Genomic DNA, 20,318 nt, shown 5'->3' on the forward strand with positions numbered 1-20,318 from the left:
GCAGAAGGGCGTTTTCAGGCTGATTGCCCAGTTTTACGGGCGGGTGAAGACGATCTTGCCCGCGGTGTCGCCGTCGAGCATCGCCTGCAGGCCCTGCTCGGCGTCCTCGAACTTCAGCTCGGCGCCGATCTGCGGCCTGAGGTCGTTGAGGGCGCAGAACCGGATCAGGTCGCCCAGCTCCTCGCGCGTGCCCATGGTCGAGCCGACCACGCGCAGCTGCAGGAAGAAGAGCCGCTGAAGCTCGGCCGCGGAGGCGTCACCGGACGTCGCGCCGGAGATCACCACGATGCCGCCGGGCTTCAGGGCCTTCATCGAGTGCGACCAGGTGGCCTTGCCGACGGTCTCGAACACCGCGTCGACCCGTTCGGGCAGCCTGGCGCCGGACTCGAACGTCTCGTGGGCGCCGAGGGTGGTGGCCAGCGCGCGCTTCTCCTCGCTGCGGCCCGTGACCCAGACGCGGAACCCGGCTGCGCGGCCGAGCTGGATCAACGCCGTCGACACACCGCCCGACGCGCCCTGCACGAGCATCGTCTGGCCGGGGCGCAGGCCGGACTTCACGAACAGCATCCGGTACGCCGTCAGCCACGCCGTGCCCATGCAGGCGGCCTCGGCGAACGAGAGGCCCGCGGGCTTGGGCAGCGCGTTGCTGGCCGGCACCGTGACGTAGTCGGCGAACGTGCCCTGGTGCTTCTCGGTGAGCAGCGTGCGCTTCGGGTCGAGCGTCTCGTCGCCGGACCAGTTCGGGTCGCCGATGACGGAGTGCAGCACCACCTCGGTGCCGTCGTCGAGGACGCCGGCGCCGTCGCAGCCCAGGATCATCGGGAACTGCTCGGGCTTGATGCCGACTCCGCGCAACGTCCACAGGTCGTGCATGTTGAGGCTGGCCGCCTTGACCGCGACGCGCACCCACCCGGCGGGGACCTCGGGCTCGGGGCGCTCGCCCACGCGAAGCGAGGCCAGCGGGTTCTCAGGACTGGGTTCTGCTGCGTATACGGCGAACATGGTTCGCAACATACCCACCTGGATCGTGGCCAAATGCCGTGACACGGGTCACGGGACTACCCTCAGGGGCGTGGATTGGCTGGTGCAGTGGTGGGACGGTGTCGAGCTGTGGGTCGTGCAGCTGCCCGTCGCCGTGCAGTTCCCCGTCGTGATGATCGTGGTGTTGCCGTTGTGCCTGGGCGTGGCGCGGCTGATCGACCGGGTCGCTGACTGGGGAGCGAACAACCCGGCGTCGGTCCCCGAGCCGGAGCCCGAGCCCGAAGCGGAGAAGATCGCAGCGTGAGTCCTGGTCGTCGCCTGACCGTCGCACTGGTCGGGCTCGTTGCCCTGGTCGTGGTCGGATGGTTCTTCAAGGACACCGCCTCGAACCCGTCGGCCCCGCCCGCGAGCAGCGCGCCGTCCGCGTCCCAGGGCGCCGTTCCCGGCGTGAAGTCGGGCCTGGACGTGCAGTCGCTGTCGAAGCTGCCCGCCGAGGCCGCGAAGACGTGGAAGCTGATCGAGGCCAAGGGTCCGTTCCCGTACCCGCGCAACGACGGCGTGACGTTCGAGAACCGCGAGAAGCGGCTGCCGCAGCAGAAGTCCGGGTACTACAAGGAGTACACCGTGCCGACGCCGAACAGTCCTGACCGCGGCGCGCGGCGGATCGTCACCGGGTCGGAAAAGGAAGTCTTCTACACCGGCGACCACTATTCGTCGTTCGTCGTCGTGGACGTGAGCAAATGAAACGGCACATTCTCGTTTCGGAAAAGTCCGCCGCGATCTCGGCCATTGCGAGTGCTCTGGACTTCCCCGAGTGGTTCGGGCAGAACCTCGATGCCCTGTACGACAGCCTGACCGATCTCTCGTGGCTGCCCGCGGGTGAGTACACGCTGGTCGTGCCCGCTGATCTGGACTCTTCCGTTTCGTCGGTGCTGCGTGACGCTGCGAAGCAGACCGCTGAATCAGGTGACCGAAAAGTGCGCGTGATTCGCACGGAACGGTGACTGGGGCTGCGGTGTTGGCGTCCGGAGTGGACAGTGCCATTCCATGGGAACGCAATTCCGTCGTCTGAGCTGTGCGCTCGGCGTCTTTGTGGTTGTAGGAGTGCTTTGTCCGGCGGTGTCGTTCGCCGGTGACCCCGACTGCTCGCAGGAGGGGCCTTTCACGCCGTTCGAGACGCTCGACGGCGACAACCCCGTGACCATGCAGAACGGCCGTGTGGTCGAACTGCGCGCGTCGAACAAGTCCAAGTGCGCGTGGGGGCGCATCTCGCACGGCACGCCCGGCGAGGAGATCTGGACGGACCGCAAGGACCCCTCGGCCAACGGGCACGAGGGGTTCCTCGGCTACACCAGGATCGACTCGGGTACCGCGAAGTACACCGACGCGTTCAAGAACGACGGCAAACTGATGCGCGCGTGCGGGTCCTCGCAGGGCGTCATCGAGTGCACCGGCTGGTTCTAGCCTTCCGCGGGCACCCAGGACGGCTTGCGCTTCTCCTTGAACGCGGTGATGCCTTCCTGGCCTTCCGGTCCGCCGAAGTGCTGAGCTGACAGCTTGAGCATGTCCGCGAAGACCTCGCCGAGGTTCGTGGACCGCTCCTGCTGGAGCATCTCCTTGGTGGCCGCCAACGCGTTGGGCGCGCCGAGCGCGAGCATGTCCGTGTAGCGCCGGACCTCCGCGTCGACGTCGTCCGTCGCGGCGTTGAGCAGGCCGATCTCCACCGCGCGCCTGGCGTCGAACGTCTCGCCGGTCAGGAACAGCTCGTGGGCCTGGCGGGGGAGCAGCCGCGGCAGCACCGTCACCGAGATGACGGCCGGCACGACGCCGATCCGGACCTCGCTGAACGCGAACGTGGCGCTGTTGGCGGCGATGGAGATGTCGCAGGCCGCGACGATGCCGACGCCACCCGCGCGCGCCGGGCCGTTGAGTGCCGCGACGACCGGCTTCGGGCTGGTCCAGAGCTGTTCGAGGATCGCGGGGAACTCGTTGACGCCCTGGTCGCCCGCGCTCGCCCCGGCGGCCTCCTTGAGGTCCATGCCGGAGCAGAACACGGAGCCCGTGTGCGTCAGCACGACCACGCGCACGCCGTCGTCCTTCGCCGCTGTGCTCAGGTGCTCTTTGAGCTCCCGGCGCAGCTGTGAGGACAGCGCGTTGCGGTTGTGGGGGGAGTCCAGCGTGATCGTCGCGATGCCACGCTGCACCTCGTAGTGGACCAGCTCATCTGCCATGGCCCTGACCTTAGCCGCGGGGATGTTTGACAGGATGCTGTCACTTATGACAGTCTGCTGTCATGACACAGACGGTGTACCTCGTTCTGGCCGACAAGCTCGCCGACTGGGAGTACGGCCACGTGGCCGCGCAGGTGAGCCTGCAGCAGTTCCAGCAGCAGCCGGGGCGGTACGAGATCCGCACGGTCGGGCTGACCACGGACCCGATCCGCACGGTCGGCGGCGTGCGGATGCTGCCCGATGTCGCTCTGGAAGACGTCTCGCTGGACGACGCGGCGATGCTCGTGCTGCCGGGCGGTGACAGCTGGGAAACCGGTGAGCTGGCGGCGTTCGGGAAGCTCGCGCGGCGGTTCCGCGAGGCGGGCAAGCCGATCGCGGCGATCTGCGGCGCGACGGTCGGGCTGGCGGCCGAGGGGTTGCTGGACGACGTGCCGCACACGTCGAACTTCCCTCAGTGGCTTGGTTCTTACGGCGGCGCGGCGCTGTACCGCGACGAGCGCGTGGTGCGCGCTGATGGTGTGATCACGGCCGGTGGCGCTTCTGCTTTGGAGTTCGCTCGCGAGGTGCTGGCGGAGCTGGAGACGTTCTCACCGGCCACGCTGGAGGCCTGGTACGAGTTCAACCGCGACGACACGCCCGCGGCGTTCGGGAAGCTGGTGGCCAGTGTCCATGAGTGAGACGGCGTCCAGGAGTGAATCAGGGGACGTGCTGACCGACGTCGTGATGAGGACTTTCCGTTTGTACGGGGCGTTTCTCGACGCGGCCGAGGTGATGACGAAGCCGGTGGGCCTGACCGCGGCGTGGTGGCAGGTGCTCGGCGCGGTGCTGCGCGAGCCGTTGTCCGTCTCCGGGATCGCGCGGGAGATGGGGCTGGCGCGGCAGTCCGTGCAGCGGATCGCGGACCTGTTGGTGGACAAAGGTTTGGCGGAGTACCTGCCGAACCCGGCGCACGCTCGCGCGAAGCTCGTCCAGCCCACTCCCGAGGGTTTCGCCGCCATCGAACGGTTGCGGGACGCGCAGTACGAGTGGGCGAACCGCGTCAGTGCGCAGGTCTCCGTGGAAGACCTGCGCACGACGCTCGCCACGATGACCGCGTTGGTCGCGGCTACTTCCTGATGCCCGGCAGGGGGTGGGGCATCGGGGTTTCTAGCCGATCGTGGTGGTGGTCAGCACGGGGCTGGGGTCCGGGTAGCCCTTCGCGGCGGCGTTGATCGGGAACCCGATGACCACGACGACGGCGGTGAAGGTGAGTCCCGGGGCGTCGTAGCTGGTGCCACCCAGCTTCGTGGTGATCGTCCCGGTGCCGCCGGCCTGCAGGTTGATCGTGACGGTCGGCAACTCGAAGTCGGCGCCGCCCTTGATCGGACCGGGCACGCTCAGCACGACGTCGTTGCCCGACAGGGCGACCGTCGGCGTGCCACCCAGCCCGGAGCCGCCACCCAGCGAGGCGGACTGGAACTTCGAGTTGGCCGGAACCGGCAACCGGAGCGCGAGACCCTTGATCTCCCGCACCTGCCGGCCGCCGGCCTCGGTGGGAATCTTGTTGGGCGCGGGGTCGATGGTGACCGCGACCGTGCCGCCGGGGGCGACGGTCGCGGGTGCCGACGAGTCGACGCCCTGGTCGAGCGTGAAGTCCGACGTCTGCCCGACGGCAGTCGCCCGGAGCTTGTAGGTGATCGTCTGCGGAGCGGCTGCTGACGCGTTGGTGGCGAACATCAGCATCGGTACCAGTGCGGCTGCGGCGATTCCGGCTAGCTTCATGGCCTCTCCCCGTTGAGTGGACGAGGGACATTTCCAGCACACGGCGTAACCAACTGACTACTCATGAGTAGGTTTCACGTCAACAGTTCACACTTCACATCGCCCGAACGGCTCTGCGCATTCGATCTTGTGGCGGCGGCCGAAAGTGGCGCCGCGGTGCGGGTCAGCGCCGGGTCGAGGTGCTGTGGCCCAGTGCGCCGATGGCCGTCACCACGAAGCCGGTGAAGAAGAGCCCGAGGCCCCGTGCCAGGTTCGTGCCGTCGAAGCTCGGTGGCGAGAACTGCCTGCCGGAGGGGAAGGCCTGCGTGTTGACGGGCCGGAACTCGGGTGGCAGCTGGTCGGTGGGGAATCCGGGTGGCAGGTCGCCGACCGTGAGGATCGGCGTCGGGTCGAAGGCCGGCGTGAACGGGCTGGACGCGAACGGGCCGGACGTGATCAGGGGAAGCACGACGCCGAACAGGACGACCCCGAAACCCGCCATCGCCGTGAGGACGCCCGTCCAGACGCACACCTTGACCCACGAGGGCGCCCGGGACAGGTCGTGCCGGCCGGAACGGGAACGGCGCCGCGAGCGCGGGAAGTCGTCGTCCGCAAAGTCCGGATGGCTCAGATCCTCGATGTCGTCGGCGCTGCCGTCGAAGATGCCGTCACGAACGCTGTGATCGGAATGGTGTGAGTCGTCGTACACGTCGCCCCCCGGTGCCGTTGCGCAGTTGGTACCACGCCGTGGCTTCGCGCCGAGGGCGATTCGGCGTGATCAGACCGGGGGCGGCAGCCAGCCGCGGCTGATCGCCACGGTCACGGCGGCCGTTCGGTCGCTCACGTCGAGCTTGCCGAACACGTGCAGCAGATGGCTTTTGACCGTGGCCTCGCTGACGTTCAGCTTCTTGCTGATGGCGCCGTTGGACAGTCCACACGCCACAAGCCCGAGCACCTCGGCCTCCCGTGCGCTGAGCCCAGGGCGTTGCACGGCACTCACGAGCTTGGTGGCGACCGGAGAAGCCAGCACGGTCTGGCCGCGCGAAGCCGCCCGGACCGCGTCGATCAGTTCCTCGCTCGGCGCGTCCTTCAGCAGATAGGCGGTGGCACCGGCCTCGATGGCGCGCAGGATGTCGCCGTCGGTGTCGAAGGTGGTCAGCACGACCACGCGGCTGGACGTGGACGCGACGACCTGCGCGGTGGCCGTGGCGCCGTCCATGCCGGGCATCTTGAGGTCCATCAGCACGACGTCCGGCAGAAGTTCTGACGCCAGCCTGATGGCCTCGGAACCGGAGCCGCATTCGCCGATGACGGTCAGATCTTCTTGCGCCTCAAGGATTGTGCGCAGGCCGAAGCGGACGACCGGGTGGTCGTCGACCAGCAGCACCCGGATCACGCGTCCTCCAGTCGTACGTGCACGCGGACTCCTGAGCCAGGCTCGGAACGGATGTCGAACTCGCCGCCCGTGGCACGCACACGGTCTCGCAACCCGTCTAGGCCGTAGCCGCGCGGGGTGTCCGGTGAGAAACCGCAGCCGTCGTCGACGATGGACAGCTCGACACCGGCCGCGTAGTCGAGAGAGACGGTCACAGTCGAGGCGTGCGCGTGCTTGCGGACGTTCGCCAGCGCTTCCTGCGTGACGCGCAACAGCGTGACTTCGTGGTCCGGTGGCAATGGGCGATACGTGCCGTGAACGGTCATCGACGCGGAGAGTCCTAGCTCGCGGCCCAACCGAGTTGTGAGGCGTTCGAGAGCGGCGGGGAGGGCGGCGCCGTTCAGCTCGACCGGTGTCAGCGCGGCGACCAACGCGCGGATCTCGGCCAGGTTCTCGGACGTCGTCTGCTCGGCCAGAGCCAGATGTTGGTCGCGCGCAACGGGATCGGTGGCGGTGCGGGCCGCTCGCAACAGCAGCAGCACCGAGGTCGCGCCCTGGGCGAGGGTGTCGTGCAGGTCGCGGGCGAGGCGTTCGCGTTCGGTGAGGACGCCGGCTTCGTGGCTGACGACGGCCAGTTCGGCCCGTTCGCGGCTCTGCGAGATGATCCGGGCGATCCACAGGCCCAGCATCACGGCGGGCACGACGCTCAGGAAGATGACCACCGCGCCACCGATCGAGTCCTCGCTGAAGCTGCCGGACACCAGCACGACGGTGCCGATCGACAGGGACGTCAGCGCGGTCGCCCAGATGGCGAGCCTGGGTTCCAGCAGCGACCAGATGTGCGGGTACAGCGTGAAGAACAGCACCGCCAGCGCGGGCACCAGTGCGAACATCGCGATCACCAACGGGATCGCGACGGCCAGGTAGCGCACGCCGCGTGCGTCGCGGGCGAGCGGCGCTCCAACGCGCCAGTACCAAAGACAAAGCGCGGCCAGCAGCACCAGGGCGACGGGCACAAACCGGTCTTCCGCGAACACCAGCACCACGCTGACGAGAGCGAACACCGCGAAGGCCACGTGCCAGGCGACCTTCGTGCGGTCCCAGGCGTCATCGGAGGACACCGGGAAACTGTGCGGCCCGCCGCGCGAAAACACCAGTAGCCGGTCGACTGAGCGCGAAACCCACCGGTCCGTCGATGCGCGCCAGACCCCGGAAACCCGAGGATTCCGAGCCATGACGAGAAAGAAGTCCAGCCTGGTCCTGCTGATCCTGTCGATGGTCTACGCGGCCGCCATCGCCCTGCTCGCGGTCGCCGACTCGAGCGCGCTCACCCCCGTCGCGATCGCCGGGGGAGCGTTGCTCGGCATCGGCTGGGCGACGGTCGGCTACCTGTCCAACCAGAAGGCCTAGGCGGCGACGGTCTGCCGTGCCAGGGCGAAGTCGTACCGGTCCAGCACGAGCTGCGCGACCTCGACGTCGTCGCCCAACGGCCGCGCCACCACGGCGTCGCCCGCGAGCGTCGCCACCTTGTCCGGCAGCAGGCCGGGAGCGAGGAACCACGACGACACGGCGATCTTCGTGGCCCCCCTCATCCGCAACCGCTCGATCGCTTCGGGCACGGTCGGCGAGGCGATCGACGCGAACGCCGCCTCCACGCCGGCCCAGCCCGACTCGCGGGCCCAACGCCGGGCCACGCGCGCCACGGCCTCGTTCGCCGGAGCGTGCGAGGACCCGGCGCCGGCCAGCACCACACCCAGGTTCCTGTCCCCGAACGAGACCCCGGCCTCGGACAGCCGGCGCAACGCCGCCGACTCCAGCCGGGGATCGGGGCCGAGCACGTCGGTGACCACAGCGGGCACCCCGGACTCGGCCACGGCGGCCGGAACGTCGACGCGGGCGTGATAAGCCTTGCCCAGCAACAAGGGCACGACCACCGAGGGCTCGCGCAACACGTCGTGCAGCCGAGGCGCGCACAGGTCGAGGAAGCAGCCGCGCACGTCCAGCTCCGGCCGCAACGACCGCACCACGTCCAGCAACGCGTGGATCGACGCCGCCGAACGCGGGTCACGACTGCCGTGCGCAACGGCCACAAGCGGTGTCACAGGGCCCCCGTCAGACCACGAGCCCGCAGCACGGCGCGCTCCAACGGACGGAACAGCAGCAGCTCGATCCCGATACCCACCAACAGGATCAGGAAGATCGCCGCGATCACCATGTTGATGTCGTTCAACGACGAGCCGTTGTGCAGGTACTGCCCGAGCCCGACGCCGAGCTGCGGCGAGGTCGCGATGATCTCCGCGGCCATCAGCGACCGCCACGAGAACGCCCAGCCCTGCTTCAGACCGGCCAGGTACCCGGGCAGGGCCGCCGGCAGCAGGATGTGCCGCGCCGAAGCCAGCCGGCCGGCGCCCAGCGCACGTCCGACCCGAGGCAGCAGCGGCGGAATCTGGTCGATACCGGCCACCAACCCGTTGGCGATCGACGGCACCGAGCCCATCAGCACCACGAAGTAGATCGTGGACGGCGTGACGCCGAACCACAGGATCGCGGCCGGCACCCAGGCGACGGACGGAAGCGACTGCAGACCGGTCAGCAACGACCCGATCGCCGCGCGCACCACTCGCACCTTGGCGACCAGCAACCCCAGCGGCGTGGCGATCAGCACCGCCGCGAGGAACCCGAGCACCGCGCGGTGCAACGAGGTCCACAGGATGCCGAACGCCTCGCCGGTGGAGATCGAGCGGACGAGCTCGTTCCACACGTTGACCGGAGCGGGCAGCTGGAACTCCGGCAGCAGAGCCGAGGCCCAGAGTCCCTGCCACACGCCCAAAAGCAGCGCGAAAGCGATGAGCGGTGGCACGCCTGTCTTCAGGAAGCGCTGCCACACCGACGCTCGATGTGCCTCTACGGGCACATCGAGCGCGTCGAGGCCGGCGCCGACCTTGTCGAGCGTGTCAGGAGGCGTGGCCACTGATGACCTCTCGCAGATGGGTGTTGATCTCGTCCAGGACCTCGTCGCGCGAGTCCGTCACGTCCCACTCGCGCACGACGCGGCCGGGACGTGACGACAGCAGCACCACCCGCTGGCCGAGGCGCACGGCCTCGCGCACGTCGTGCGTCACGAAGATGATCGCGGTGTTCGTGGTCTCCCACACCCGGATCAGTTCGGCCTGCAGCACGTCGCGCGTGATGGCGTCGAGCGCGGCGAACGGCTCGTCCATCAGCAGCAGGGCGGGCGCACCGTCCGCGGACACGGTGGTGGACGCCAGCGCGCGAGCCAGGGCCACGCGCTGACGCATACCACCGGAAAGCTCGTGCGGACGCTTGTCCGCGACGTCGCCGAGCCGCACCAGTTCGAGCAGCTCCTGCGCGCGACGCTTGCGTGCGATGCGGCCGACACCGGCGAACCGCAGCGCCAGTTCGACGTTGCGCGACGCGGTCAGCCACGGCATCAGCGCGGGCTCCTGGAACATCACGGCCGGACGCGACGTGTTGAGCTCCAGCGAGCCCGACGTGGCGCCGTCCAGACCGGCGACGATGTTCAGCAGCGTGCTCTTGCCGCAGCCGGACGCGCCGAGAAGGCACACGAACTCACCGGGCTTGACCTTGAGGTCGACCCCGTCGAGCGCCACCACGGCGGAGTTGCCGTGGCCGAAAACCTTGCGGATGCCTGCCAGTTCGACAGCGGTATCCACAGTGGACAGAGAAGTGGTCTCGAGCGTGGCGGTCATGGTCGTGTGCCTTCCCCTCAACGTCTCGGAACTACTTCTTGTCCAGGCCCGCTGCCTGAACCTGCGGCTTGCCCTGCGCCTGCAGGACCTTGTTCAGCAACGTGAAGTCGGCGTACCCGGCGACGTTCGCGGCCTCCTTGGCCACCCCTGCGGTCACGGCGTCCTTCGCGAGCTGCGGGAAGTGCTTGGCCTGCGCGTCCGTGGTCAGCTCGATGTTGTCCCAGGCGGCGTCGAGGATCTTGTCGCCGAGCTTCTTGGACGTGAGCTTCTCCAGGTGGGCGTTGGCGGCCTTCTTCGCCTCGTCCTTGTTGGCCTTCGCCCAGTCGATGGCCGCGACGTGACCCTTCAGCACGGCCTCGACCGTCTCCGGGTGCTCCTGCAGGAACTTCGTCCGCACGATGACCACGGTGGTCGGGAACGCCCCGCCGTCCCACAGCGTCTTCTCGTCGAGCAGCACCTTGCCGCCACCCTCGTTGACGATGCGCGCCGACCACGGCTGCGGCGCCCAGGCCGCCTGGATGTCGCCCTTCTTGAACAGGTCGAGCGACGCGGCGTTCTCCACGTTCTGCACGGTCACCTGGCCGGTCAGGTTCTTCTCCGCCAGGTACTTCTTCAGCGACACGTCCTGCGTGTTCGCGAGCTGCGGCGTGGCGACGACCTTGCCCTTGAGGTCCTCGATCGAGTTGATCTCGGGCTTCACCACGAGCTGCGCACCACCCGAGGTGGCGCCCGCGATGAGCTTCACGGCCTCGCCCTTGGACTTCGCGTAGGCGTTGATCGCCGGTCCGGAGCCGATGTAGGCGATGTCGAGGGACTCGCCCAGCAGGGCGTTCACCTCGTCGGGGCCCGCGTTGAACGTCTGCGTCGTCAGCTTGGTGTTGCCCAGTTCCTTGGCGTACAGGCCCTGCTCGACGCCGATCAGCGCGGCGGCGTGGGTGATGTTCGGGAAGTACCCGAGGCGGACCTCGGCGGCGGCGCCCTTGGACTCGGCGGCGGGAGTCTCGGAGGTGCCTGCACGGCTGCAACCGGACAGGGCTGTCAGTGCGATCAGTGCGACGGCGATGGCGGGCTTGAGGTTCACGGGGTTTCAGGCCTTTCAGGGACCGGGGGAGACAAGGGCGTGGTTGTCAGGGGTGGCGGATACGCCACCCCCGGTACAGCTCTCCACGCCGTCCTCAAGCAGCGGCAGCGGAGCCCCGACCAGTCCGGCGGCGAGCGTGGAACCATCGCTCGCGTCGATCACCAGGAAGGACCCGGTGCGCCGGCTGAAGCTGTAGTCGTCCAGTGGAACAGGCTCCGCGAGACGCAGAGCCACTCGGCCGATCTCGTTGAGCTCCAACGAAGCTGGGCTGTCCACGCTGGACAGGTTCTGCTCGTCGAAGCGGTCGCGCAGGTCGGTGACCATCGCCTGCACGGTGCGCGTTCCGTGCTTGACGAGGACTCGGGCGCCGGGTCGCAGAGGCTTCTCCGCGAGCCAGCAGAGGGTGGCGTCCAGTTCGTCGGTGACCGTGGGCTCGTTGCCCGCCACCGAGATCAGGTCGCCGCGGGAGATGTCGATGTCGTCCGCCAGCAACAACGTCACGGACTGGCCGGCCGCCGCCTCCGCCAGTTCGCCGTCCGCCGTGTCGATCTTCGTGACCTTCGAGCGCCGCCCGGAGGGCAGCACCACGATCTCGTCGCCCGGCTTGACCGTGCCGGCCGCGATCAGGCCCGCGTACCCCCGGTAGTCGAGGTGCTCGGCCGTGCGCGGCCGGATGACGTACTGCACCGGGAACCGGAACGGGGCGTCGTGCGGGTCGGGCTCGACCGGCACGTTCTCCAGGTGCTCCAGCAGCGTCGGGCCGGAGTACCAGGGCGTGTTCGCCGACTTGTCCACCACGTTGTCGCCGGCCAGCGCCGAGACCGGGATCTCGACGACCGCGTCCTCGGTGTAGCCGAGAGCCGTGGCGTGCGCGGTGAACTCCTTGGAGATGCGGGAGAACGTCACCTCGTCGTAGTCCACGAGGTCGATCTTGTTGACCGCGAGGACGAGCCGGGGCACGCCCAGCAGCGCGAGAACCGCCGCGTGGCGCCGGGTCTGCTCGATGACGCCCTTGCGCGCGTCGACGAGCAGCACCGCGAGCTGCGCGGTGGAGGCGCCGGTGACGGTGTTGCGGGTGTACTGCACGTGGCCAGGGGTGTCCGCGAGGACGAAGCTTCGTTTCGGCGTCGCGAAGTAGCGGTACGCCACGTCGATCGTGATGCCCTGCTCGCGCTCCGACCGCAGGCCGTCGACCAGCAGCGACAGGTCCGGCGTCGCGAGACCCCGGTCGGCGCTCGCCCGGTGGACGGCGTCGAGCGTGTCCGCGAGCACGGACTTGGTGTCGTAGAGCAACCTGCCGACGAGCGTGGACTTTCCGTCGTCCACGCTGCCAGCGGTAGCCAACCTCAACAGGTCGCTCATGTTTAGAAGTACCCCTCCCGCTTGCGGTCTTCCATGGCGGCCTCGGACAGCCGGTCGTCGGCACGGGTGGCGCCGCGCTCGGTCAGTCGTGACGCGGAGACCTCGGCGATCACCGCGTGGATGTCGGCGGCGTCGGACTCGACGGCACCCGTGCAGGAGCCGTCACCGACCGTGCGGTAGCGAACTGTCTTGCGCAGCAACGTTTCGCCGTCGCGCGCCGTGCCCCACGGGCCTTCGGCGAGCCACATGCCGTCACGCAGGAACACGTCGCGCTGGTGGGAGTAGTAGATGTCCGGGAGCTCGATGCCCTCGCGCTCGATGTAGTTCCAGACGTCGAGCTCGGTCCAGTTCGACAGCGGGAACACGCGGACGTGCTCACCGGCGCGGTGCCGGCCGTTGTAGAGGTTCCACAGCTCCGGGCGCTGGCGCTTCGGGTCCCACTGGCCGAACGCCGTGCGCAGGCTGAAGATCCGCTCCTTGGCGCGGGCGCGTTCCTCGTCCCGGCGTCCGCCGCCGAAGACCGCGTCGTACTTGTGCTGCGTGATGGAGTCCAGCAGCGGCACGGTCTGCAACGGGTTGCGGGTGCCGTCCGGGCGCTCCTCGAGGCGGCCGTCGTCGATCCAGTCCTGGACCTTCGCGACCTCCAGGCGCAGCCCGTGCTGCGCGACGACGCGGTCGCGGAACTCGATGACCTCGTCGAAGTTGTGCCCGGTGTCGACGTGCAGCAGCGGGAACGGCACCGGCGCCGGGTAGAACGCCTTGATCGCGAGGTGCAGCAGCAGCGTCGAGTCCTTGCCGCCGGAGAAGAGGATCACCGGCCGGTCGAACTCTCCCGCCACCTCGCGGAAGATGTGGATCGCCTCGGATTCGAGGCGCCCCAGGGTGTCCAGAGCCAGAGTCATCCGTGCAACCCACATTCCGTCTTGGACTGACCGGCCCACCGGCCGCTGCGGGCGTCCTGCCCCGGCAACGGCTTCGCGGTGCACGGCAGACAGCCGATGGAGGGATATCCCTCCTGCACCAACAGGTTCTCGAGGATCCCCTTCTCCTGGATGTAGGCGTTGAACTCGTCGTCGGACCACGGCGCGATCGGGTTGATCTTCACCAGCCCGTTGCGGTCGTCCCACTGCACGATCGGCGTGTTCGCCCTGGTCGGGGCGTCCACGCGGCGCACGCCGGTGACCCACGCGTCGTACTTCGCGAGCTCCCGGCGCAGCGGCACGACCTTGCGCAGGTTGCAGCAGGTGGCCGGATCCGACTGGTACAGCAGGCCGAACTCGCGTTCCTGGTCCTCGACCGACTGCTCGGCGGCGGCGTTGACGACGTGCACGTCCGGGTAGACGACCCCGACCGCGTCCCGCACGCCGATCGTCTCCGGGAAGTGGTACCCCGTCTCCAGGAACAGCACGTCGAAGTTCGGCTTCACCTTGGCGGCGAGGTCGATCAGCACGGCGTCCTGCATGTTGGAGGCGACGATGTAGCTGTCGCCGAACGTCCGCGCGACCCACTCCAGCGCCTCTTCGGCGTTCGCGTCCTTCAGTTCCAGCTCCGCGGCCTCAGCGACGATCTTGAGGTCTTCCTTGAGATCGCTCACTTCTTCACCTCCTGCGGCAGGTTGAGCCCGACGAACGAGACCTTGAAGACGCGGCGGCACCCGGTGCACAACCACGCGTAGCTGGGTTCCTCCTGCGGCCGGAGGTCCTCGTCGCCGCAGTAGGGGCAGTAGAACGGCGTCGCGCGCTCGGTCACTTCAGGTCACCCTCTTCCGCACGGGCGACCCACTGGGCGAAACGCTCGTCCTCCTCGCGCTGGGCGACGAAGTTCCGCACGATCCGCTCGACGTACTCGGACAGCTCGTTCGCGGTGACCTTGTGGCCGCGCAGCTTGCGGCCGAACCCGGCGTCGAGGCCGAGCCCACCGCCGAGGTGCACCTGGAATCCCTCGACCTGGTTGCCCGACTCGTCCGTGACGATCTGGCCCTTGAGGCCGATGTCCGCGGTCTGGATGCGGGCGCAGGAGTTGGGGCAGCCGTTGATGTGCACGGTGATCGGCTCGGTGACGCCGTCGACGATGTCCTTGAGGTTGGCTTCGAGCTGCACGACGAGGTCGTTCGCGCGGGCCTTCGTCTCGACGATCGCGAGCTTGCAGAACTCGATGCCGGTGCAGGCCATGATGCCCCGGCGCCACGGCGACGGTTCGACCTGCAGGCCCAGTTTGGCGAGGTTGCTCTTGAGCGTCTTCACCTCGGCCTCGGGCACGTCCAGCACGATGATCTTCTGCTGCGGCGTGAACCGGACGCGGCCGGAGCCAGCCTGTTCCGCGATCTTCGCGACCTCGACCAGGATCGAACCGGAGACGCGGCCCGCGACCGGTGCGGCGCCGACGTAGAACAGGCCGTCCTTCTGCCGGTTCACGCCGATGTGGTCCAGTTGCTGCTTCAGGGTTTCCGGCGCCGGGCCGTCGATCAGCTTGCGCTTGAGGTACTCGTCCTCCACGACCTGGCGGAACTTCTCCGGACCCCAGTCGGCGACGAGGAACTTGATGCGCGCGCGGTGCCGCAGCCGGCGGTAGCCGTAGTCGCGGAAGACGGAGATGACGGCTTCCCAGACGTCGGGCACCTCGTCCAGCGGCACCCAGGCGCCCAAGCGCTTGCCCAGCATGGGGTTCGTGGACAGGCCGCCGCCGACCCAGAGGTCGAAGCCCGGCCCGTGTTCGGGGTGGTTCACGCCGACGAACGCGATGTCGTGGATCTCGTGCGCGACGTCCTGCAGCCCGGAGATGGCGGTCTTGAACTTGCGCGGCAGGTTCGAGAACCGCGGGTCGCCGATGTAGCGCTCGAGGATCGTGTCGATCGCCGGCTGCCCGTTGATGATCTCGTCCTCGGAGATGCCCGCGACCGGCGAGCCGAGGATGACGCGCGGGCTGTCGCCACACGCCTCCATCGTCGTCAGGCCGACGGCTTCGAGCTTCTGCCAGATCGTCGGGACGTCCTCGATCGCGATCCAGTGGTACTGGATGTTCTGCCGATCGGTGATGTCCGCGGTGTCGCGCGCGTAGGTCTGCGAGATCTCGCCGAGGACCTTCAACTGCTGCGTGGTGAGCGCACCGCCGTCACTGCGGACGCGCATCATGAAGTACTCGTCGTCCAGCTCTTCGGGCTCCAACGTGGCCGTGCGGCCGCCGTCGATGCCGGGCTTGCGCTGGGTGTAGAGGCCGTACCAGCGGAAACGCCCGCGCAGGTCGGCCGGGTCGATCGAGTCGAAACCACCGTGGGCGTAGATGTTCTCGATGCGGGTGCGGACGTTGAGCGGGTTGTCGTCCTTCTTGCTCCGCTCGTTGGGGTTCAGCGGCTCTCGGTAACCGAGTGCCCACTGCCCCTCGCCGCGACGCTGCTTGGCGCGCGGTGACGTCTGCGGCGGGACCATCGCCATCCTCCGGGGTTTCGAGGCGCTCGGTGCGCATGCGAGCCCGGAGGTGCTTGTGGTGGGGGCGTCGTCAGCGCGCCGGGCGCCGACGGGAACAAATCAGCGCGCGGTCAGGCCGAACGACGGCACATCGCGCTGGAGACACGACGGAAGTCGACGTGGCGGCGGGCCACGAGGCGGACTCCAGTCGAATGCATGTCCCCAGTGTGCCCCGCGTCCAGTACCTGGTCCACCAACAACCGAATGCTGGGATTGACGAGGGGAAGTTGACATCCTAGGCTGGTTTCACTCCGTGATATCTCTGTCACCGACAGATACATCGCCTGGCTGTGCACCGCCGTTCGGGCTGTAGGGGACACTGGGAGTCATGCCTTCCGCTCTGCCCGAAGGCGAGCCCGCGCCCGCTGACGGTTCGCTTCCCCCTTCCGCTCTCGCCGGTGTCGGTTCCCGGCCGTTCGGCATCTACGTGCACGTGCCGTTCTGCGCGACCCGCTGCGGTTACTGCGACTTCAACACCTACACGCCCGGCGAGCTGGGTTCCTCCGCCTCGCCCGAGTCGTGGCTGGAGGGCCTGCGCCGCGAACTGGACCTGGCCGCGTCCGTTCTCGGGACCGCTCCCATGGCCGAAACCGTGTTCGTCGGTGGCGGTACGCCCTCTTTGCTGGGCGCTTCGGGGCTTTCCGACGTGCTGGACGCGGTGCGGCAGTCGTTCGGCCTGGCACCCGGCGCCGAGGTGACGACGGAGTCGAACCCGGAGTCGACGTCGGCGGAGTTCTTCTCCGGCATCCGTTCGGCCGGCTACACGCGCGTGTCGTTGGGCATGCAGTCCGCGGCCCGGCACGTTCTGGCCGTGCTGGACCGCAAGCACACCCCCGGCCGTCCAGGCGAAGCCGCTCTGGAGGCACGGGCGGCCGGGTTCGAGCACGTGAACCTGGACCTGATCTACGGCACGCCGGGGGAGCGCCCCGCGGACCTGGCCTCGTCGCTGGACGCGGTGCTGGCCGCGGGCGTCGACCACGTGTCCGCCTACGCGTTGATCGTGGAGGACGGCACGGGCCTGGCCCGCCGCATTCGCCGGGGCGACCTGCCCATGCCGGACGACGACGTGCTCGCCTCGTCGTACGAGATGGTCGACTCGGTGCTGAGCGGCGCCGGCTTCGCCTGGTACGAGGTGTCGAACTGGGCGACCTCCGTGGAGGCCCAGTGCCGGCACAACGTCCTGTACTGGAAGGGCGCGGACTGGTGGGGCTTCGGCCCAGGCGCGCACAGCCACGTCGGCGGCGTCCGCTTCTGGAACGTGAAGCACCCGGCCCGCTACTCGTCCCTGCTCGCGGAAGGTCTGTCGCCTGCCGCCGGCCGCGAGCTGTTGTCCGCCGAGGACCAGCGCGTCGAGCGCGTGCTGCTGGAACTGCGCCTGGCATCAGGGCTTCCGGTGGACGTGCTGGACGACGCCGGCCGCGAAGAGGCCAAGCAGGCGATCGCCGACGGGCTGCTGGAGCCGCACGACGACCGCTGCGTGCTGACCGACCGAGGCCGCCTGCTGGCCGACGCCGTGGTCAGGCGCCTGCTGCCGTGATCAGCGGGCGCGCAGGTCGTGCTGACTGCGCACCTCGGTGATCTCCTGGCCTTCTTTGTCGTACGTCACCGTGCCCCACCAGAGCCCGTCCTCCCTGCGGGCCGTCTCCCAGACAACCGAGCCCCTCCACCACTCGTCGTCGCTGAGCACCAGGCATGGTCTGCCGGGTGGCCGCAGCCACACCACGTTGTCCACGTTTGGACCCTAGCGACCGCCACCGACAAAAACCGTCGAGCGAGCCTGCTCGTGGAACCACTTCAAGGTATCCAGCACGACAGTGCGCGCCACCGGATCGAGGAGCACCCTGAACGGAAAGCTCGGTCGCTTGTCGATCTTGTCGGCGGCGATGTCGACGCCGGGCGCCTTGTTCAGCCGCCCCCGCAGTTCCTCGCGCAATTCGGTCTGGTCGAACGGCGGCCGGACGAGCAGGTGCTGGAACACCACCTCGACCCTGCCACTCGGGTAGAGCGTGAGCGGCCAGATGTTGCCGCGCTCGTCATCCTTCTCGCGTGAAAAGAGGAAACACGACGTGTCGCGGCCATCGCCGTACCCGAAAGTGCCACCGAGTTCGTCCCACCTGTCCAGGATCTCCAAGACCGCAGTCACGGTGTCGTCGTCCTGCTTTTCGTTCAGTTGGAGGAAGAACCGGTCGGGCAGCAACTCCTCGGAGGGGTCGCCTTCGGGTTCCAGGTCCAGGCCGATCAGCTGGGCGAGTTCCTCGAACGAGGTGCGCTGGTCGAGGGACGCACGCCCGTGCTCGTCGACCTCCACTCCCTCGGACCGCAGGAGGTCGACGGAACCAGGGGGTACAACGCCACCTGCCGGGAGCACGCGGTGCGCGTTGGGTGCCGCAGTGGTGGTGAGGCGGTCGACAACTGCGGAGGAATCGATGTCGATCATCGCCGCGATCTCGCTGAAGGTCGTCCACGATCCCGCCGGCAAGGCCGCCAGCGCCGAGTTCATCAGGTTCCACGCGACGTTCGGGACCGGACTCCGGCCGTTCGGCGGACCGGGCCACGTGGCGATGATCCGCTCTGCCAACGCGTTCGCACGGGCAAGGATCTGAGGACGGCCCCACTCGGTCCGGGCGGCGATGTCCTGGTTCATCACCAAGCCGCTCTTCGCCAGCTGTGCCCTCTTCACGTCGAACGCGCTGTTGCTCAGTTCCGAGTTGTAGCCGGTCAGGGTCAGGTTGCCGAGTGTGTGCTTGAGCTCCTCGTGCACCTGCTCGTAGGTCTCGCCGGGTTGCAGGTCCGAGCTGACGGCGCGTTCCCACTCGTCCGTCGAGGACTGCGGCATGACGTGCTCGATGGTCAGCGAAGTGAGGTCGACTGGTTCCTTGCTGCCGTGTTCCGCCTCCAGCCAGCGCAGGATCGACGTGCGCTGGGCCGCTCTGCCGTGCTCGTAGTAGCGAACCGTACCGACGAGGGTGCGGATCTGGTCGTCGTCGGCGTAGTGCTTGCGGCCGGTCGACAGGTAGGCGTGCACCTCTTGGTCAACGGGGCGCGTGCGGTCGATCTCGGTCACGACCTGAAGCAAGATCCGGTTGACACCGGCGGTCGCACGACCGGTGACCTGGCGTCGGACGAAGAAGCTCTCGACGTACAGCATCGCCGAGGCGATCTCGTCTGACGTAGCGATGCCCTGCCGCCGTCGGTCGAGCAGGTGCAGCAGTAGTGGGTAAACCGTTGTGGTACCCCATTCCTTGAGACGCTGGAGCCTGGTGCGCACGCTCGCGTGGGACTCGGTCTCCGGGTTGAGGATCGTGTGGAGCAGTGCCCCCAGGCCGCACAGCCTGGCCACCTCTGCCTCGATGGCCTCCTCGCCGTTCAGCCGGTCGAGGCGAGCCTGCTGACCCGCGTAGGTGTCGGCCTGCTTGATCCGCGCGTCGCGCTGGACGAGATCCAGCCAGAAGAGCAGTTCGAGGTTCTTGGGGGTCCCCAGCTGGTCCTGCAATGGTAGCCAGAGTGACTGGTAGACCTGCTCGCCGCGAGTCTGCAGGCGCATGAACAGGTAGTTGCGCAACAGGTCGGCTTGTGTGAGGGCCGCCCCGGTGTTGTTCAGCGACTCGAAGATGCGGTGGGCGTTGTCGCCGTGGTTGGTGGTGATCGACACCAGTGCCAGGCCGCTGATCACGGCGTCTTCGAGTCGCTCGATGTCGAACGGGTCGTCGGGGTCGTCCAGTTCGACGAGCTTCGCCGCGAAGAACCGGTAGGCGGTGCCGATGCCGTCGCGTCCACCTGCGTGCGGTGTCGAATCGATGCACGCCTGGTAGGCCTCGCGGTCGGTCTGCGTCGGCAGGACTTTGAGTCGCTGCGCCTCCGGCTTGTAGGGGTTCGTCAGGTAGAGGTCGTTCATCCGGCCGCGGTGGATCGGGTCCTCATGGGTGGCGCGGTGGTCGCGGATGGCGCACAACAGCAATGTGAGCGTGGTGAGTCGTTGCTGGCCGTCGACCACCAGGAACTGCGGCACGCCGGTTGGGCCGTTGCCGGGGCTCGGCGCGAGGACGACCGAGCCGATGAAGTGAGTGGCCGACTGCTGAGTGACCCGGTCCTCTGCCAGCCCGACGATGTCGTTCCAGAGCTGCGAGAGTTGCTTCTTCTCCCAGGAGTACGTCCGCTGGTACAGCGGAACCCGGTACTGCTTCGAGCCTTCCAGCAGATGCTGAAGTGTCGTTTCGTTCGCGGTGACCACCCACGCACGCTATTCGCGAGGGGCCGTTGTCGGGTTCTTTCGGCTCCTTATCACTCGAACGGCCCCAGCGGGCCGCGCCTGGGTTCAGAGCGGGCACCAGGCCCGAATCCGGCTGGGTAAAC

Annotated in this window: 26 protein-coding genes; 8 read left to right on the forward strand and 18 right to left on the reverse strand. The window is 68.3% G+C overall.

The window, feature by feature from the left end; all coding sequences use genetic code 11:
• Positions 1–33: 33 nt before the first annotated feature.
• Positions 34–1,002, reverse strand: a complete 969-nt coding sequence (locus ACIQF0_RS40920) for a zinc-binding alcohol dehydrogenase family protein (protein WP_401039209.1) — start codon at positions 1,000–1,002, stop codon at positions 34–36.
• Between the two features lie 70 nt (positions 1,003–1,072).
• Here ACIQF0_RS40920 and ACIQF0_RS40925 point away from each other — a divergent pair, with 70 nt between their 5' ends.
• From ACIQF0_RS40925 to ACIQF0_RS40940, 4 genes are all read left to right on the forward strand, one after another.
• Positions 1,073–1,285, forward strand: a complete 213-nt coding sequence (locus tag ACIQF0_RS40925; protein WP_360041829.1) for a hypothetical protein — start codon at positions 1,073–1,075, stop codon at positions 1,283–1,285.
• Complete coding sequence (locus ACIQF0_RS40930) at positions 1,282–1,725, forward strand: ribonuclease domain-containing protein (protein ID WP_360041831.1); 444 nt, start codon at positions 1,282–1,284, stop codon at positions 1,723–1,725. Before ACIQF0_RS40925 ends, ACIQF0_RS40930 begins: the two co-directional genes overlap by 4 nt.
• Positions 1,722–1,985 carry a barstar family protein gene (locus tag ACIQF0_RS40935; protein ID WP_401039211.1) on the forward strand — a complete coding sequence of 88 codons (264 nt, stop codon included), beginning with the start codon at positions 1,722–1,724 and terminating at the stop codon, positions 1,983–1,985. The genes ACIQF0_RS40930 and ACIQF0_RS40935 overlap by 4 nt, the downstream gene beginning before the upstream one ends.
• Positions 1,986–2,100: 115 nt before the next feature.
• Complete coding sequence (locus ACIQF0_RS40940) at positions 2,101–2,445, forward strand: hypothetical protein (protein WP_360041836.1); 345 nt, start codon at positions 2,101–2,103, stop codon at positions 2,443–2,445.
• Here ACIQF0_RS40940 and ACIQF0_RS40945 read toward each other — a convergent pair.
• Complete coding sequence (locus ACIQF0_RS40945; RefSeq protein ID WP_401039214.1) at positions 2,442–3,212, reverse strand: enoyl-CoA hydratase family protein; 771 nt, start codon at positions 3,210–3,212, stop codon at positions 2,442–2,444. The genes ACIQF0_RS40940 and ACIQF0_RS40945 overlap by 4 nt on opposite strands.
• Positions 3,213–3,274: 62 nt before the next feature.
• Here ACIQF0_RS40945 and ACIQF0_RS40950 point away from each other — a divergent pair, with 62 nt between their 5' ends.
• Both ACIQF0_RS40950 and ACIQF0_RS40955 read left to right on the forward strand, forming a co-directional pair.
• Positions 3,275–3,889, forward strand: a complete 615-nt coding sequence (locus ACIQF0_RS40950) for a DJ-1/PfpI family protein (RefSeq protein WP_401039217.1) — start codon at positions 3,275–3,277, stop codon at positions 3,887–3,889.
• On the forward strand, positions 3,882–4,328 hold the full coding sequence (locus ACIQF0_RS40955) for a MarR family winged helix-turn-helix transcriptional regulator (RefSeq protein ID WP_401039219.1): 447 nt from the start codon (positions 3,882–3,884) through the stop codon (positions 4,326–4,328). The genes ACIQF0_RS40950 and ACIQF0_RS40955 overlap by 8 nt, the downstream gene beginning before the upstream one ends.
• Before the next feature lie 30 nt (positions 4,329–4,358).
• Here the strand turns inward: ACIQF0_RS40955 and ACIQF0_RS40960 are convergent, their stop codons facing one another.
• The 4 genes from ACIQF0_RS40960 to ACIQF0_RS40975 all read right to left on the reverse strand — a co-directional run bounded on the left by ACIQF0_RS40960 (position 4,359) and on the right by ACIQF0_RS40975 (position 7,448).
• Complete coding sequence (locus ACIQF0_RS40960) at positions 4,359–4,973, reverse strand: cyclase (RefSeq protein WP_401039221.1); 615 nt, start codon at positions 4,971–4,973, stop codon at positions 4,359–4,361.
• Positions 4,974–5,136: 163 nt separating this feature from the next.
• Positions 5,137–5,661: a hypothetical protein gene (locus tag ACIQF0_RS40965; protein ID WP_401039224.1), complete on the reverse strand. Its 525-nt coding sequence runs from the start codon at positions 5,659–5,661 to the stop codon at positions 5,137–5,139.
• 69 nt (positions 5,662–5,730) lie between these two features.
• Positions 5,731–6,348 carry a response regulator gene (locus ACIQF0_RS40970; protein WP_401039225.1) on the reverse strand — a complete coding sequence of 206 codons (618 nt, stop codon included), beginning with the start codon at positions 6,346–6,348 and terminating at the stop codon, positions 5,731–5,733.
• Positions 6,345–7,448, reverse strand: a complete 1,104-nt coding sequence (locus ACIQF0_RS40975) for a sensor histidine kinase (protein ID WP_401039227.1) — start codon at positions 7,446–7,448, stop codon at positions 6,345–6,347. The genes ACIQF0_RS40970 and ACIQF0_RS40975 overlap by 4 nt, the downstream gene beginning before the upstream one ends.
• A 112-nt stretch (positions 7,449–7,560) precedes the next feature.
• On the opposite strand from ACIQF0_RS40975, the gene ACIQF0_RS40980 reads away from it, so the two are divergent.
• The gene (locus tag ACIQF0_RS40980) at positions 7,561–7,737 is read left to right on the forward strand and encodes a hypothetical protein (protein WP_360041860.1); all 177 of its coding nucleotides are present in this window, start codon (positions 7,561–7,563) and stop codon (positions 7,735–7,737) included.
• Here ACIQF0_RS40980 and ACIQF0_RS40985 read toward each other — a convergent pair.
• The 10 genes from ACIQF0_RS40985 to ACIQF0_RS41030 all read right to left on the reverse strand — a co-directional run bounded on the left by ACIQF0_RS40985 (position 7,734) and on the right by ACIQF0_RS41030 (position 16,246).
• Positions 7,734–8,429 carry a sirohydrochlorin chelatase gene (locus ACIQF0_RS40985; RefSeq protein WP_401039230.1) on the reverse strand — a complete coding sequence of 232 codons (696 nt, stop codon included), beginning with the start codon at positions 8,427–8,429 and terminating at the stop codon, positions 7,734–7,736. The two genes, ACIQF0_RS40980 and ACIQF0_RS40985, sit on opposite strands and share 4 nt — an antisense overlap.
• Positions 8,426–9,298, reverse strand: coding sequence for an ABC transporter permease (locus tag ACIQF0_RS40990; protein WP_401039233.1), 873 nt, complete (start codon positions 9,296–9,298; stop codon positions 8,426–8,428). The genes ACIQF0_RS40985 and ACIQF0_RS40990 overlap by 4 nt, the downstream gene beginning before the upstream one ends.
• Positions 9,282–10,058 carry an ABC transporter ATP-binding protein gene (locus ACIQF0_RS40995; RefSeq protein WP_360041869.1) on the reverse strand — a complete coding sequence of 259 codons (777 nt, stop codon included), beginning with the start codon at positions 10,056–10,058 and terminating at the stop codon, positions 9,282–9,284. The genes ACIQF0_RS40990 and ACIQF0_RS40995 overlap by 17 nt, the downstream gene beginning before the upstream one ends.
• A 31-nt stretch (positions 10,059–10,089) precedes the next feature.
• A complete protein-coding gene (locus tag ACIQF0_RS41000; protein ID WP_401039236.1) occupies positions 10,090–11,139 on the reverse strand; it encodes an ABC transporter substrate-binding protein in 1,050 nt (349 codons plus the stop codon).
• A 15-nt stretch (positions 11,140–11,154) separates the two neighbouring features.
• Positions 11,155–12,501 carry a sulfate adenylyltransferase subunit 1 gene (locus ACIQF0_RS41005; RefSeq protein WP_401039239.1) on the reverse strand — a complete coding sequence of 449 codons (1,347 nt, stop codon included), beginning with the start codon at positions 12,499–12,501 and terminating at the stop codon, positions 11,155–11,157.
• Positions 12,502–12,503: 2 nt separating this feature from the next.
• Positions 12,504–13,403 carry a sulfate adenylyltransferase subunit CysD gene (gene cysD / locus ACIQF0_RS41010; protein WP_177320624.1) on the reverse strand — a complete coding sequence of 300 codons (900 nt, stop codon included), beginning with the start codon at positions 13,401–13,403 and terminating at the stop codon, positions 12,504–12,506.
• Positions 13,400–14,095, reverse strand: coding sequence for a phosphoadenylyl-sulfate reductase (locus ACIQF0_RS41015; RefSeq protein ID WP_401039242.1), 696 nt, complete (start codon positions 14,093–14,095; stop codon positions 13,400–13,402). The genes cysD and ACIQF0_RS41015 overlap by 4 nt, the downstream gene beginning before the upstream one ends.
• Complete coding sequence (locus ACIQF0_RS41020; protein WP_090006108.1) at positions 14,092–14,250, reverse strand: Insertion element protein; 159 nt, start codon at positions 14,248–14,250, stop codon at positions 14,092–14,094. The genes ACIQF0_RS41015 and ACIQF0_RS41020 overlap by 4 nt, the downstream gene beginning before the upstream one ends.
• Positions 14,247–15,926, reverse strand: a complete 1,680-nt coding sequence (locus tag ACIQF0_RS41025) for a nitrite/sulfite reductase (RefSeq protein WP_401039245.1) — start codon at positions 15,924–15,926, stop codon at positions 14,247–14,249. The genes ACIQF0_RS41020 and ACIQF0_RS41025 overlap by 4 nt, the downstream gene beginning before the upstream one ends.
• A 110-nt stretch (positions 15,927–16,036) precedes the next feature.
• Positions 16,037–16,246 carry a putative leader peptide gene (locus ACIQF0_RS41030; protein WP_401039248.1) on the reverse strand — a complete coding sequence of 70 codons (210 nt, stop codon included), beginning with the start codon at positions 16,244–16,246 and terminating at the stop codon, positions 16,037–16,039.
• Positions 16,247–16,293: 47 nt separating this feature from the next.
• Between ACIQF0_RS41030 and hemW the strand changes: the two genes are divergently transcribed.
• On the forward strand, positions 16,294–17,502 hold the full coding sequence (hemW, locus tag ACIQF0_RS41035) for a radical SAM family heme chaperone HemW (protein ID WP_401039251.1): 1,209 nt from the start codon (positions 16,294–16,296) through the stop codon (positions 17,500–17,502).
• Here hemW and ACIQF0_RS41040 read toward each other — a convergent pair whose 3' ends face one another.
• Both ACIQF0_RS41040 and ACIQF0_RS41045 read right to left on the reverse strand, forming a co-directional pair.
• Complete coding sequence (locus tag ACIQF0_RS41040; protein WP_360041888.1) at positions 17,503–17,697, reverse strand: hypothetical protein; 195 nt, start codon at positions 17,695–17,697, stop codon at positions 17,503–17,505.
• 9 nt (positions 17,698–17,706) lie between these two features.
• Complete coding sequence (locus tag ACIQF0_RS41045) at positions 17,707–20,196, reverse strand: DUF262 domain-containing protein (RefSeq protein ID WP_401039255.1); 2,490 nt, start codon at positions 20,194–20,196, stop codon at positions 17,707–17,709.
• Positions 20,197–20,318: the final 122 nt, after the last annotated feature.

This window comes from Lentzea sp. NPDC092896, from assembly GCF_044754905.1.
GTDB lineage: Bacteria > Actinomycetota > Actinomycetes > Mycobacteriales > Pseudonocardiaceae > Lentzea.

What these genes read in the sequence shown, in the direction of transcription:
- ACIQF0_RS40960 (WP_401039221.1), bottom strand. Translation starts at nt 4,973, where the DNA reads ATGAAGCTAGCCGGAATCGCCGCAGCCGCACTGGTACCGATGCTGATG.
- ACIQF0_RS40950 (WP_401039217.1), top strand. Translation starts at nt 3,275, where the DNA reads ATGACACAGACGGTGTACCTCGTTCTGGCCGACAAGCTCGCCGACTGG.
- ACIQF0_RS40935 (WP_401039211.1), top strand. Translation starts at nt 1,722, where the DNA reads ATGAAACGGCACATTCTCGTTTCGGAAAAGTCCGCCGCGATCTCGGCC.
- ACIQF0_RS41030 (WP_401039248.1), bottom strand. Translation starts at nt 16,246, where the DNA reads ATGTATCTGTCGGTGACAGAGATATCACGGAGTGAAACCAGCCTAGGA.
- ACIQF0_RS40955 (WP_401039219.1), top strand. Translation starts at nt 3,882, where the DNA reads ATGAGTGAGACGGCGTCCAGGAGTGAATCAGGGGACGTGCTGACCGAC.
- ACIQF0_RS40945 (WP_401039214.1), bottom strand. Translation starts at nt 3,212, where the DNA reads ATGGCAGATGAGCTGGTCCACTACGAGGTGCAGCGTGGCATCGCGACG.
- ACIQF0_RS41025 (WP_401039245.1), bottom strand. Translation starts at nt 15,926, where the DNA reads ATGGTCCCGCCGCAGACGTCACCGCGCGCCAAGCAGCGTCGCGGCGAG.
- cysD (WP_177320624.1), bottom strand. Translation starts at nt 13,403, where the DNA reads ATGACTCTGGCTCTGGACACCCTGGGGCGCCTCGAATCCGAGGCGATC.
- ACIQF0_RS41005 (WP_401039239.1), bottom strand. Translation starts at nt 12,501, where the DNA reads ATGAGCGACCTGTTGAGGTTGGCTACCGCTGGCAGCGTGGACGACGGA.
- ACIQF0_RS40920 (WP_401039209.1), bottom strand. Translation starts at nt 1,002, where the DNA reads ATGTTCGCCGTATACGCAGCAGAACCCAGTCCTGAGAACCCGCTGGCC.
- ACIQF0_RS40995 (WP_360041869.1), bottom strand. Translation starts at nt 10,058, where the DNA reads ATGACCGCCACGCTCGAGACCACTTCTCTGTCCACTGTGGATACCGCT.
- hemW (WP_401039251.1), top strand. Translation starts at nt 16,294, where the DNA reads ATGCCTTCCGCTCTGCCCGAAGGCGAGCCCGCGCCCGCTGACGGTTCG.
- ACIQF0_RS40980 (WP_360041860.1), top strand. Translation starts at nt 7,561, where the DNA reads ATGACGAGAAAGAAGTCCAGCCTGGTCCTGCTGATCCTGTCGATGGTC.